8 protein-coding genes are annotated in these 13,327 nt (G+C 60.0%); 2 read left to right on the top strand and 6 right to left on the bottom strand.

The window, feature by feature from the left end; genetic code table 11:
* Positions 1–19 precede the first annotated feature (19 nt).
* The gene (locus tag AABM55_RS23010) at positions 20–4,717 is read left to right on the top strand and encodes a hypothetical protein (protein WP_347927846.1); all 4,698 of its coding nucleotides are present in this window, start codon (positions 20–22) and stop codon (positions 4,715–4,717) included.
* Positions 4,718–4,748: 31 nt separating this feature from the next.
* On the opposite strand, the gene AABM55_RS23005 is transcribed toward AABM55_RS23010, so the two are convergent.
* The 6 genes from AABM55_RS23005 to AABM55_RS22980 form a co-directional block, all read right to left on the bottom strand.
* Entirely contained in the window at positions 4,749–6,080 is a 1,332-nt protein-coding gene (locus tag AABM55_RS23005) for a DUF58 domain-containing protein (protein WP_347927845.1), read from the bottom strand.
* Between the two features lie 212 nt (positions 6,081–6,292).
* Positions 6,293–7,294: a MoxR family ATPase gene (locus tag AABM55_RS23000; RefSeq protein WP_347927844.1), complete on the bottom strand. Its 1,002-nt coding sequence runs from the start codon at positions 7,292–7,294 to the stop codon at positions 6,293–6,295.
* The gene (locus tag AABM55_RS22995) at positions 7,291–8,448 is read right to left on the bottom strand and encodes a DUF4350 domain-containing protein (protein WP_347927843.1); all 1,158 of its coding nucleotides are present in this window, start codon (positions 8,446–8,448) and stop codon (positions 7,291–7,293) included. The genes AABM55_RS23000 and AABM55_RS22995 overlap by 4 nt, the downstream gene beginning before the upstream one ends.
* A complete protein-coding gene (locus AABM55_RS22990) occupies positions 8,445–9,983 on the bottom strand; it encodes a DUF4129 domain-containing protein (RefSeq protein ID WP_347927842.1) in 1,539 nt (512 codons plus the stop codon). Before AABM55_RS22990 ends, AABM55_RS22995 begins: the two co-directional genes overlap by 4 nt.
* Positions 9,970–10,950: a stage II sporulation protein M gene (locus tag AABM55_RS22985; RefSeq protein ID WP_347927841.1), complete on the bottom strand. Its 981-nt coding sequence runs from the start codon at positions 10,948–10,950 to the stop codon at positions 9,970–9,972. The genes AABM55_RS22990 and AABM55_RS22985 overlap by 14 nt, the downstream gene beginning before the upstream one ends.
* Positions 10,947–11,672: an RDD family protein gene (locus tag AABM55_RS22980; RefSeq protein WP_347927840.1), complete on the bottom strand. Its 726-nt coding sequence runs from the start codon at positions 11,670–11,672 to the stop codon at positions 10,947–10,949. The genes AABM55_RS22985 and AABM55_RS22980 overlap by 4 nt, the downstream gene beginning before the upstream one ends.
* Positions 11,673–11,846: 174 nt before the next feature.
* Between AABM55_RS22980 and sbcB the strand changes: the two genes are divergently transcribed.
* The gene (sbcB, locus tag AABM55_RS22975; protein WP_347927839.1) at positions 11,847–13,274 is read left to right on the top strand and encodes an exodeoxyribonuclease I; all 1,428 of its coding nucleotides are present in this window, start codon (positions 11,847–11,849) and stop codon (positions 13,272–13,274) included.
* The last annotated feature ends 53 nt before the right edge of the window (positions 13,275–13,327 follow it).

The raw sequence follows: 13,327 nt of genomic DNA, 5'->3' as shown, positions 1-13,327 counted from the left end.
GGGACAGGAGTTGGCAGTCATGAGTGAACCGGTCATCCAGGCCAATGCGAGCCTGGTACTCAATGGTGATTTTCGCGAAGGGTATTCTCCCTGGGTAAAATGTCCGATCAATTCAGACTGGGTCGATCGCGTAATAGTCAGCTATCAGGGTGAAGACGTTTATTGTCTGACGGTCGGGAATGAAGCGTCGGTCAGTCAGATTATCGAGGCGCCAAAGGACCCTCGCGCTGATGCTCGTTACGTCATCAGCTTTCTCTGCGAATCGTGGCATGACAAAGCCGGCAGACTGGAAGTCAGCATTGAAGGGAGTTCGGAGCCTGCACAGGTGATCACACTTGCTCCTGGTCAGCGGACTAATAACCAGGTGAACAAGGCGCACCGCGCTGATGGGCAACTGTTGGCATTCGAGCCTGTCGAGTACGAGGTCGAGCTGACGCTGCCGCTCAAACAAAACGACAAGGTTCGTGTCAGCGTGTTCAGCCCAAAAAACCAGGACGGTGAGTATTCGAAGCTCATCTACATCACCCGGATCAACGTCCACCTGCATCTGGGGGAATTAAAGTTGCAGGAGGTGACGTTTGACTGCATGCCACAGTCGCCAGATCGTCTGTTGTACCTGTGTCTGGGGGCGACCGGGGATTTGCCGCACAGCCTTGGTTTTGTGCCTGTCGAAAATAACCCCTGGCTGGACACCCATGCCTCCTTGATCAGCGACGACAACCCACAAGGCGCGGTGGTCACGACGCCGGCTCTGGGTGTTGATCATCCGCTCGATAAACTGTGGTCGCTCGATTGCCCAGTGATCGAGGGTGCTGACGCGCCCTATGAATTTTGGTTCAACCTGCTGAGTAAATACACCGCCGAGGCTTACCCGATCAAGGCTTCGCTTGGGCATCATCGACTCAAGTTCGGTCAGACGCAGGAGGCGGCCTATTATCCGGTTTTCAAATACGGGCAAAGTGTTCAGCTGGGTGTTCAGGTGGTGTCGTATTACACCGGTGAACCGCTGGCCGGGCTGGCAGTGACCTGGAGATTCGACGGGCAAAAACCGGGGGCCGTTGTCCTCACTGAGAACAATGGCTGGGCTTATTATGACCATGTGCCGACGGGCGCTGGTCAGTACGTCATCGAGGCGTCGGTGGAGAGCCTGTACTACGCCAGCGCAGTGATCACTCAATCGTTTGACGTTCAGGTGCTGGCGACCGATCCCTGGGAAGAGGTCATGGCGGTCGTCGACGGTAAGGAAACCCTTTGGGCCGAGAAGACCGGTTACCCAAATCGTGGCAGCCAATACCCGGTGACGCTGAAACTGCCTGCCGACAGTCCGTTACTGAGAACTCAATTGTGGCTTCAATGGGAAGGCGATTCGCCTGCCGAATTGGGGGTGGCGGTGAGTCCTGGACTCAAGGAGCCGGTGCCGGTCACCGTCGACGAGCTGATCTGGTGGCTGACCTGCGATGATCGTCTCGACGGCAAATTCGAACTGCTGCTGGGCTGCTCGAAGCTGTTGCTACCTTCGCGTAAAAAACCAATGTCGCTGGCGCGCAATGTGGTCGAGATCGGCGAGGTGCGAACGTTTAACACGTCCCCGGTGGTGGACGAGGAGGGCCGAGTGCTGTTGATGGTGCAGGTGTTGCACGTCCTTGCCAGCGGCCTCGGTGATCCGGTGATCAATGCACTGGTTGAGTGGCTGGGACCCAACGGCACGGTTTCTACCGTCACGGGGGCCGGTGGTTGGGCCAGTGTACTGGACACACCGGAAAGTGCGGATCCTTACAGCATCACCGTACAGGTCCGGGCACATGCGGACATGCCGCCGATTGAGCGTCAGTTTGAGGTGACGCCACAGGCAACCAGTTCCTGGCGTGGTAAAGCCGAGTTTGATCTGGATGGCGTACCAGTGGATTTGGCCACCGTTGGCATCGCCTGCCTGCGGGGGGGATCGCCTACCTTTCGCGTGACGCCGACGGCCGGGAGTCCGCTAAAAGATAAACCCATGACCTTGACCTGGCGTGCTGCCGATCCAGGCCTGGGGCTGACGATCGGGGCGCCGACCGCCACGCCGGAAGGAGGCTGGGAGTGGCGGTTGAGCTCTGTGTTCGGTTCCAGCCACAGCGGGTTGTTTGAGTTGTCGCTCAAGAGCGACGCGTTGCCTGAAACACGGGGGTTGTCCGGGCGTTTGCTGTCCAGCGAGTTGGCAGATGAAGCGAGTGCGCGGCTTGATCAGGTGTCGGCAAAGGAGGATGGGACATTTTTCCCGTGTCTGGGGGCTGTTCATCGTTACAACTTCTTGCCCAATGCCCTGAGCCCGCTGATCGGGCTGGATGTCATGCTGACTTGGTCGGGCACGCCGGCCGAGGAATTGGGCGCCACCGTGGAGCCTGCGTTGCACCTGCCTCAGGTGATCAGCGCTGGGGGCGCGCCCTGGGCGTTGAACTTCACCATCAGTCAGAACAACGGTCAGTTTGCACTGGCGCTGGAGCTGCCTCAGCTCAAGCTGACGTCCACGGCCAATGTGATGCAGCTGGGGCATAACAAAGTCAGGATTGACGACCAGCGCAAAGCGGCCGTGGACCCGGTGGTCGGGCAGGATCGTGCCTGGCAGTGGGTGCAGGTGATCTCCAGCTTCACCCGGCAGCCGGTAGCGCAGGTGCCTGTGCAGTGGACGGCGAGTACTTCGAGCAGGGTGGATACCGATGAAAATGGGTGGTCCGGCTATGGCTTGTTGCCGACGACCGCGCAACCGCATAACGTCGAGGCACTCGTTGCCAGCCCTTATGACGGTTACGAGGACAAACACACCATGATGGTCAACGTGCTGCCGAGCGATCCGTGGAAGGGGCTTGTCGTTCAGTTTGATCGGCAACCTCTCCAGCCTTGGGGTGCCAAAACGTATTTCCCGCGCCGCAAAGGCGAGCACAGTATCAACCTGCAGGTGGACGCGGACAGCGCGCTGTTTGATCAAGAGCTGACGCTTGGATTGACCGGGACTGGCCCTACTGCCCTTGGCCTGAAATTCTCGTCGGACCTCGGTGTGCCGCAGCGGTTTCGTGAGGGGAAATTAAGCTACAAACTAGTATGTGATGATCTGATGGACGGGAGCTTCGCGCTGCGCTTGGCGGCGTCGAGGCTGCAGAACCTGTCACCGGCCAATGCCATGTCGTTGGGGACAGATTCGCAGGTGCTGAAAGTCATCGTCAACAACCGCGTTCATCAAACGCTCGATTGGGAACAGGAGCTTGTTGAACAGATCAAGGTGGTGTCTGCCATTAGTGGCAAGCCGATGGTCGGCCGGATCGTGACCTGGAGCAGCCGCGACCTTGGGGTGGTGAAAACTGTGACCGATTTTTACGGCGTGGCAAAAATCAGCTTCAAACCGGTCACCACAGGAGCCGGTGAGCTGACCGCGACGGTGGGGGATCAGGATCACTCCGAGTCCGCATCCTTGACCTTTACGCTGAACGAGCCACGCAAGATCCTTGAACTCATTGAGGTCAATACTATTGAAAATGGTGTTGCTGAGGAGTCAGAGGCTCGCGCACAAGCAAAGGTCGTTTCCAGTCGTACCGGAGAGCCGCTGGAAGGCGTCGAGGTCATGTGGGACTTCTCGGGTCAAGCGTTGCCGTCCTCAGTCACCGACAAGGACGGCATTGCAACGTTGACCTTCGCGCTGACTGCGGGAGGTAACGGAGTGCTGATGGCTACGGTCAGAGGCGGTGTGGGTGGCTGGGACACGGCACAGTTGCTGTACGGCGGGCTGGTCCCGGTGATCGAGTCGTTGACCAGTTCTGAGCAGAGTATTCAGCTGGGGCAAGAAACAGATGCTGTGGTGACAGTGGTTTCCCGTGCGAATGGACAGCCTGTTGAGGGGATAAGAGTCTGGTGGGCGTTCCCGGGATTGACCTTGCCGCCAACCGCCACCGAGGAGGATGGAACATCGCGGATAACTTTCACACCGACAGAGGCGGGGGAGCATCAGCTGACGGCGACGGTTGGTTTTGGTGCCAGCAAGTCGTTGGTTTTCGCTGTTGTGAAACTTTACGAAATAACCGAGATAAAGGTGTCCAGTTCGCTGGTACTTCTTGGCTCTGACTTGACTGCAGATGCTCATGTCAAAGGCGCGCCACAGGGGACCGAGGTGCTCTGGAAATTTACCGGGATGCCGGACAGCACGTCTTCAACCGATGCCGAGGGATGGGCAACTCGCACGTTTGCACCGACGCAGATTCCGGCCGACAACTTCGCGAACGTGAGCGCTACGGTGCATGCGGGGACTGATGTCGAATCGACGTTGTCGAATGATGTCTGGGTCAATAAAAGCAGTGAAAATCCTGCGCTAGGAAAAACTGAGCTATGGGTGAATACGACGCTTGTTATTTTTCCGTTAGTGGCCTCGGGAAAGGTGAGTCAAAATAAAGACATCACAATCCGATTAAAACTACTTGATGGCTCCAGACTACGTGGCCAGAAGCTTGCTATTTATTGCACTCGTAACGATGTGCAATTCGAACCGAGAGTTGGAGATCTCCGTGCTATCGAGACAGAGCTTTCGTGGGTGATGAACGTCGGGGCACTGCCTGAGTCATCATTTAGAATTGCCATATCCTCACCTGTTTTTGATGGATCTACAGGCATACGTTTCACCGTCACAGCATCAGCTGCCGATTCTGATGAAGTGAGCATTGAGTACGATGAGCCCACTCAAGGTAACCCGTAACAGGACTGCGGTGTGGTTGGTTGATTGGGGTTCAAAGAGCCCCGGCTTTTTTCCAGCTCAAATACCGCGTCACCAACTCCGCGCCCAGTTCACTGGGCCGCACATCCAGCACCGGCACTCCATGAGCGCTCAACCGTTCATGGAGTTCGGCCCGGGCATTCAAATAATCCACCGTGCCGCAGTAAGCCAGGGCTTCATCCAGGGTTTGCACGGGTGACTGCCGTACCTGATCGAGTATTCCTTCGCGCAAACTCGCCACTAACACCCGATGTTGGCGGCCGATGCGTTTGACCGTGCTGAGCAATTCGTCATCGTCTTCATCGCGCAGGTTGGTGATCAGCACCACCAGCGCCCGACGTTTTTGACGGGCCAGCAATTGGCTGGCGGCAGCCTGGTAGTCGGCCGGGCGTTGGCTGCTGTCCAGGTCGTAGACGGTGTTGAGCAACACATTGAGTTGGCCGGTACCTTTGACCGGGGCGAGGTAGCGTGGTTGATCGCCCGCGAAGGTGCAAAGACCCACGGCATCGCCCTGACGTAACGCCACGTAGCTGAGCAGCAGGCAGGCATTGAGCGCATGGTCGAAATGCGCCAGTTCACCGTCCAGGCTGCGCATGTGGCGGCCGCAGTCGAGCAGGAAGATGATTTGCTGGTCGCGCTCGTCCTGGTACTCACGGGCAATCGGTGTGCGTTGGCGGGCGGTGGCTTTCCAGTCGATTTGGCGCAGGCTGTCGCCTTCGCGAAACTCACGCAGTTGATGAAACTCCAGGCCCAGCCCGCGACGCTGGCGCTGGCGCACACCGAGCTGGCTCAGCCAGTTGTCGACGGCCAGCAATTGCGCACCGTACAGACGGGCGAAATCCGGGTAGACGCGGGTGCTGTCGGTGACGTTCAGGTAGCGCCGGGCGGACCATAAACCGAAGGGGCTGGGCAGGTTGATTTCGCAGCGCTCGAAGCTGAAATGGCCACGCCGCAGAGGGCGCAGGCGATAACTGATCAGGCTGTGCTGGCCGGGTTGCAGTTCGACCGATTGTGGCAGGTGTTCGAAGCTCAGGCCGTCGGGGACGTGATCGTACAGTTGCACGTTCAGTGGTTGCGAATAGTCGTGCGCAATCTCCACATGGACGTCACTCCAGCGCCCGAGCGCGAGGCTACCGGGCATCTGACGGTGCACGCCGGGTGACGGCAGGCGCAGCAGCCGGACGGCATCGAGCAGCGCCAGCAATACAAGCGCCAGCAGCAAACCCCAGTTGATCGACAGCAGGCTCGGTGCAACGCTGAAGCCCAAGGCCCTGCAAGTGCCGAGCACGATGCTCAGGCCCAGCAGGGCGGCCAGCCAGATCAGCAAGAGGCGAGTGGGTTTCATGGCATGGGGCTCCTGGTCATAGGGTCACCCACCTGTTTGAAAGGCATACGAATTGTGGCGAGGGAGCTTGCTCCCGCTGGACTGCGCAGCAGTCCTGAAACCTGCCGCGGTTTTTTTCAGGTATTGCGTATCAGCTTGATTGCGACCGCTTCGCGCTCGAGCGGGAGCAAGCTCCCTCGCCACAGGGGGCGGTGACAGCAAGATCGCGATACTCATATCCTTGGCGCCGGAACCTGATCGAGCAGTTGCCTGAGCACCTGGTCGACCTCCAGACCTTCGATGTCCAGCTCCGGGGCGATGCGCACGCGATGGCGCAACACGGCCAGCGCGCAGCCTTTGATGTCATCCGGAATCACGAACTCGCCACCGCGCAGCAGCGCCCGTGCCCGTGCGACCCGCACCAGGGCAATCGTTGCCCGTGGGCCGGCACCGAGGGTCAGGCCGGGCCAGTTGCGGGTGGTGCGCGCCAGGCGCACGGCATAGTCTAGCACCTGTTCATCCAGTGGCAGGTCGCTGGCGATTCGCTGCAAGGCCAGTACATCCTTGGCTTGCAGGACGGTACGCAGCGGTTGCACATCGAGCATGTCGGCGCGGGTCGAGCGGCTGACCTGACGGACCATGTTCAGCTCCTGAGCAGCATCCGGGTAGTCCATGCGCACCTTGAGCATGAAACGGTCGAGCTCCGCTTCGGGCAGCGGATAAGTACCTTCCTGTTCGATGGGGTTTTGCGTCGCCAGCACCATGAACGGTTGCGCGATGGGCAGGGCGCGGCCTTCAAGGGTGACCTGGCGTTCCTGCATGGCTTCGAGCAGCGCAGCCTGGGTTTTCGCCGGTGCGCGGTTGATTTCGTCGGCCAGCAGCAGGTTGGTGAACAGCGGGCCTTTGCGCAGTTTGAACTGCTCGGTTTGCAGGTCGTACACCGCGTGCCCGGTGACGTCGCTGGGCATCAGGTCCGGGGTGAACTGAATGCGCGCAAACTCGCCACCGAAGCAGCGGGCTAGGGCGCGTACCAGCAGGGTCTTGCCCAACCCCGGAACGCCTTCGAGCAGCACATGGCCACCGGCGATCAGTGCGCTGAGTACATCGTCAATCACCGTGTCCTGGCCGATGACGGCCTTTTGCAATTCAAGGCGCACCGCTTGCGCCAGTTGACTGGCGCGCTGGCGTTGTTGGGCGGCATGGGTCAGGCCGGCAGGTTCGGTGGAGTCATTCATAAGGCATTCCTGAGGGTTTGCAGGTGGGCGACCTGACGGCTGAACTCAGCGCTGGAGAGCCGCTGTTCGGGCCGTGGGCTGAGTGCCTGGCTGATGGCGCGGGTCGGTTGGCCGGTCAGGCGCGCGAGCACCTGCCATTGTTCGGCAACGCCGAGTTGTTCGAAGCCTGGGTGACGGTGTCGGGCGCGGCGCAGCACATCGTGTTGCAGAGCCAGCAGCAGGCTGTGCTGACCGTTGCGCCGCAGCATGAAGTCTGCACTGGCACGCAAATGCTCCTGAAGTTGCCGACGGGCTTTGGGTGCCGGTGCCTGCGCGGGGCCCTGACGTAACCCGACATGCCAGATCCACAGGCCGATCAACGCGACGAGCGCCACCAGTGCCTGCGGGAAATAACGCAGCAGCAAGGTCGGCAGGTTGTCGTGATCGATATTGAAGAGCAGGGTCACGCCGGTGTCCGAATACAGGTACCAGAGCAGCCAGGCATTGTCGTATTGGCCGATGTTCGGGTTCTTCCACAATTCGGCGTCGGTGATCACCGTGATGGAACCCAGGCCATAACCGAGTTGCATCATGTGAGTGGCCAGCGCGCTGTTGGCCCAGGACTGCGCGAGGTCTTTCGGGTCTTCGAGATGGAACTGCGGATCGAAACTGGCGTAGGCCGGAGCGTCTTCGTCTTCGAGATAGAGTTTGGTCAGGTTCGGGTAAGGGTCTGCTTCGGCATCGGGTGGTGGGTTGCCAAGATCCTTGCTCATGGATTGATGCAGTTGCACCCGGTCGAGCAGCAGGTCGCCGCTCTTGCCGGTTTTTTCATTCCACAGGGCTTCGGCCACAAACAGCAGACGTCCACCCGCACGCGTCCAGTTCAGCAGCTGATCGGCCTGGCGCGGGGTCATGTTGGCGCGATCACCGAGCAGTAACAGGCTCTGTTGATGCGGTTCCAGAAACTGCAGGATGTCGAGGCTGTTGGCGTGAGTCACGGTCAGCCCTTGTTGACGCAAAAAGTGTTCGGCCGCCAGGTACGGGTTGGCTCGGGCTTCGGGGGACGGACCGTGGTCGATGACTTCCTGATAGGGCGTGGCCTGCTGGTACAGATAAACCGCCAATGCCGCGAGCAGCCCGGCAATCAGCAGGCCAGGGATCAGGCGCCGATTCAACGCGAAGCTCCCGGGCCGAACAACGCCCGCCAGCCGTCACACAGTTCCTGTTGCAGGTGTGCCGGTGGCAAGCGATGCCCATAGGCCATGTTCTGCCAGTGGACTGTCAACGTGCTGCTGAAGGTATGCAGAGCCGGTTCTTGTAGCTGTTGGACCCGTTCCAGCACCTGGCCCTCGGTGTCGGCGCTTTTCAGCGGGAGGTTGAAGTCGTGCAGCAAACGGCTGAGCAAGGCCCGATAGAGCAAGCCGAGGGCTTCGCGGGGCTGGGTCGACCAGAGGTTTTCGACGCAGGCGGCGATATCGTCCGGCAGGGTTTCCCGATCGAGATCAAGGCCGAACAGTTGGGCCGGCGCCGGGTGTGCGGGCGTTTGGCGCAGTTTTGGACGGCGGCTGACAAAGGTCCGTAGCCAGTCGCGGTAACGCCAGATCAGCAACGCGATGGCGCCGATGACACTCGCCCACAGCAGCACCTCGATGACCTGCGCCAGACCGGCGAAGCGCTGGCTGTCGAGCAGTGCGAAAAACGCTTTGAGCCAACCCGGTGTTTGCGGCTCGGCAGGTTGATCGGGCGTTTCTTTACCAAAGCGATAGTGGGTGACGGTCTGCGGATTCTTGAACGGTGGCGTGTCGAGTATGGCCTTGATGCTGTTACTGGCGGCCTGGCTGGTCAGCGGTTGCTGGAGCAGGCGCGGGCTGTCGGGGGCGTTGGCGGGTTCGGCGGCCCAGAGTGGCTGCGTGGCGGGCAACCACAGTAGCCCGAGCATCAGCAGGCAGGCGGCGACGCTGCTCAGGCGCTGGCGCAGGCGGCGAAACACCAGTTCGATATCCCAGGCTTCGAGTCGGGTACGACGGTTCAGGTACAAGCTGAAACCGCAGGCGACATAGATCGGTTCCCAGATGATCAGGATCAGCGCGTAAAGCGCATTGATCAGATGGTCCAGCCAGAGCCAGTCCTGCTCAGGGGTAGCGATCAGCGTTTGCCAGTTCCAGTTCAGTTCGATTTGCGCTGGCAGCAAAAAATAGAACAGCACCATCAGGCCGATCCACAAGGCGGCTTCCAGATGCGCGCCAATCAGCGTCAGCCAGCGTGCTGCGCCGCGATCGCGTTGTTGCAGCACGGCCAGGCGCTGCTGGCGTGCCAGACCGTTGAGTTCTTCAAGTTGCACGACCGGCATGATGAAGCTGCGACTCAGGCCAAAGCGCCGCCATGTCAGGCTGGCCAGCAACTGCGGTTTGAGCAGTCGCGGCCATTGGCGCAGCGCCTGTCTCAAGGTCGGGGTTTCGCCGAACAGGGCGCTCGAGAGGATGTACAGCGGCAATCGTTCGAACGCCGGTTTCAACCACCAGAACAGCAGCACGGCCATTGAGGGCGAGTCCCACAGCAACAGGCTCAGCAGGGCAAACACCGGCAGCGTGACGATTGCCCAACTGGTCATCAGCAGGCGGCGATGTTGCTGGTTCAGCAGAACCCCGAGGTCCATGGCTTCCCAAGTGGTGCGAGGGCGGATGACCACGCTGGCGTCACTCAGGCGCATGGCGTGTACGTCCGGCAAATATCAGGTAAATCGCCATCACCACCCAGAGGGCGCCGCCCACCAGGTATTTGATCGGCGGTGCAAGTCCGGCGCGGGATGACCAATAGGCCTCGATAAACGCAGCAAGCAGTAGAAACAGCATGACGCCGCAGATCATCAACACGCTTTTATGAGCCGCACGGCGCAGGGCTTCACCGCGTGGCAAGCGCCCGGGGGCGATCAGCGCCCAGCCCAGTTGCAGGCCAGCCGCACCGGCCAGGGCGATGGCGCTGAGTTCGAAGGCGCCATGGCCGATGACGAATGACCAGAAGTTTTCCCCGTAGCCGATGTGCGTCAGGTGACCGGCAACCGCACCGATCATCAAACCGTTGAAGAACAGGAAAAACGCGCTGCCCAGGCCAAACAGCAATCCGCTGGCATAGGTCTGAAAGGCGATGCCGATGTTGTGCATGATGTAGTAACCGAACATGACCCAGTCGTCGCTGGCAGCGCGTTCACCCAAGCGCCCCAAGTGACCGGCTGCCGGGTCGTACATGCTTTGCATCTCGGACACCTGTCCGGCCGGGACCAGGCTATAAACCAGCTCGGGGTACAGGTACACCAGCACACCGATGCCCGCCAGCGAGCCGAAAAACAACAGGCTTGAGACCAGCACGAAAGGCCATTGCTCACGGACCAGTCGAGGAAAGCCGGCGAGGACAAAGGCCAGCAGATGGGCGCCGACCCGACCGCGATGCCGGTAAAGCTGTTGGTGCCCGCGCAGTACCAGCTGTTGCAAGGGGTCGATCAAGTAGCTGCTGTAGCCGCGCTCCTGTGCCAGCGCGAGGTGCTGGCACAGCCGTCGGTAATCCTTGGGGAACGAGGTGCCATCGAGGGCATTGGCTTTGCCGCGTTCAAGCAGATCGAGCCGCTGGGCAAATTGATCCCATTCGACTCGATGGCGATTTTCGAAAAGGCTCTGCTTCATGCCGGCCCCAGCAAACTGCGGGCGATGCCATTGAGTTTGGCGACTGCGTGGGGCGGTGAGACATGGAGCGGCTCGGCAAGGATGGCCGCCAGCTCATTGACCCGTTCACTGGAGAGCTCCGTCTGACGCTCGGCGAAACCCAGCACCGCGCGTTGCTCATTGAGGTTCAGCGCAAAGGGCGGGTGCAGTGCCAGGGCTTGCGGAATCTGTGGTCGGGTGACCGCCTGTTCGCGGTAGATCACCAGTGTGCCGGCTGCAATATCGCCCAGCCGTTTGAAGGTCGGATGCTGCAGGCAACTGATGGCGCCGAGGCTGTAGCCGAACGGCAGCATGTCGACGAACCGCAGCAGGTTGCGGATCAGCGAGGCCGGCCAGCCAACGGGCGTTCCATCGTCATGTACGACGCGCAACCCCATCAGCTGTTTACCCGGCGAGCGGCCCTGATTGAGGACCTCGAACAGCACCATGTACCACCAACTGACCAGAAACAGCAGCACCGAGCCCAGCCCGATGCCGACGCTCCCCAGCAAGGCCAGGACAATAAACAGCAAGCCCAGCACCAGCCCGCGCACCCCCAGGTCGATGGCAAACGCCAGTACACGGGGCATCAACCCGGCAGGTCGCAGCGGCAGATCGATGCCTTCCGGCGTTTCAACCTGATGCCGCGTGTCCAGTGGCGGGGGCAGCGTTGCTTTCCTTGGCGATGCTGAAGTCTTGCGCATGATCAACCTGATGGTTGGGATTCAATAACGATTCGATGCTAGCAGCCTTCGTCGTGCTAACGACATAACTATGTATGACAAGGTATCAACCAGAAATGCTTGAATAGCAAGATTGCTGGTCGGCGCCGCGCTTGAGCGCCTAGACTTTGCCCGTCTCAAGTTCAGGAACGCCCCGTGACCTCCATCTTCTGGTACGACTACGAAACCACCGGCATCTCACCGCGCTGCGACCGTCCGCTGCAAATGGCCGGGATTCGCACCGACCTTGACCTCAACGAGATCGACGATCCGGTCAATCTCTACTGCCAGCCGAGCGACGACATCCTGCCGCACCCGGCGGCGTGCGTGATTACCGGCATCACCCCCGGCCGCCTGGCCGAGCAAGGCCTGAGTGAAGCCGACTTCATGACCCGGGTACATGCGCAACTTGCGGCCCCCGGAACCTGTGGTGCCGGTTACAACACCTTGCGCTTCGATGATGAAATGACCCGTTACAGCCTGTACCGGAATTTCTTTGATCCGTATGCGCGGGAGTGGCAGGGCGGCAACAGTCGCTGGGATCTGATCGACGTGGTGCGCGCGGCGTACGCGTTGCGCCCGGACGGTATCGTCTGGCCTGAAGAAGATGATCGCGTCACGTTGAAACTCGAACGCCTGACCGCCGCCAATGGCCTCGACCATGGCCAGGCTCACGATGCGTTGTCCGATGTGCGCGCGACGATTGCCCTGGCGCGGTTGATCCGTGACAAGCAGCCAAAACTCTACGACTGGCTGTTCAAGCTGCGCAGCAAGCAGAAGGTCATGGATCAGATCCGGCTGTTGCAACCGATGGTGCATATCTCCGGGCGTTTCTCGGCAGCCCGCAGCTATGTAGGGGTGGTCTTGCCGTTGGCCTGGCACCCGCGCAATCGCAATGCACTGATTGTCTGCGACCTGCATCTCGACCCGCAGGGGCTACTCGACCAAGACGCCGAGACCTTGCGTCAGCGTTTGTATACTCGCCGCGAAGATCTGGCCGAAGGCGAATTACCGGTGCCGCTCAAACTGATTCACATCAACCGTTGCCCGGTGGTGGCACCGTTGTCGGTGTTGCGCGCCGAAGACCGGCAACGATTGCAACTGGACATGGCGCAGTATGAAGCGCGCGCACTGCGTCTAAGTGACGCACAGGAAGTATGGCGAGATAAAGTTCTGGCCATTTATGCCCGCGAGGATTTCACGCCAATCGAGGACCCTGAACAACAGTTATACGACGGCTTCATTGGCGATCGGGACCGGCGTTTATGCGAACAAGTCCGACATGCGGACCCGATGCAATTAGCGCAAGAGCAATGGCCGTTCGATGATGAACGTTTGCCGGAATTATTATTTCGTTATCGTGCGCGTAACTTTCCCGAGACCTTGAGTCACGAGGAGCACGAGCGCTGGAGATTATTCTGTCAGCAACGTTTGTCAGACGCCGGATGGGGCGCGCCGAATACCTTGCAGGGGTTTAATGAGGCAATGGCGCAATGCTCGCTTAGTGCTACAGCGATTCAGCAACAGGTACTGGACGAGTGGCGCGAGTATGTCGACTCATTACGCAAGCGTTTGGAGCTTTGAAACAAGCTGTACAAATACCTGAAGGCGGGGCATAAAAAAACGCCAGCGGACGC

Source organism: Pseudomonas helvetica (assembly GCF_039908645.1).
GTDB classification, from domain to species: Bacteria; Pseudomonadota; Gammaproteobacteria; order Pseudomonadales; family Pseudomonadaceae; genus Aquipseudomonas; species Aquipseudomonas helvetica.
This window is presented reverse-complemented; position numbering and strand designations above follow the sequence as displayed.